Raw genomic sequence first — 236 nt, forward strand, 5'->3', positions numbered from 1 at the left:
AAGTAGCCACCGCTGAGCGGCAGGAGGTCGGTCGGCAGACCCGCCTTCTCGGCCTTGGCCAGGTTGATCCAGTTCGTCTCGACGGCAACATCGGCGCCGTCACTGATCAGGGTGTTGTAACGCTGGTTGGAGTCGAGCGCGGCCTGGAAGGTGAGGGTGTCCAGGTACGGCTTGGGGGCGTCCCAGTAGCGGGGGTTCTTGACCAGCTCCATGGCGGCCTGGCGGGTCCAGCTCTT

At 65.3% G+C, this 236-nt stretch carries 1 protein-coding gene; it reads right to left on the reverse strand.

Annotated elements, in window-relative coordinates; all coding sequences use genetic code 11:
• Positions 1 to 236 (reverse strand): ABC transporter substrate-binding protein (locus FMEAI12_RS00350; protein WP_235013539.1); only part of this gene is annotated, 236 nt, incomplete at both ends.

The sequence above is a fragment of the Parafrankia sp. Ea1.12 genome, assembly GCF_900465275.1.
Classification (GTDB): domain Bacteria; phylum Actinomycetota; class Actinomycetes; order Frankiales; family Frankiaceae; genus Parafrankia; species Parafrankia soli.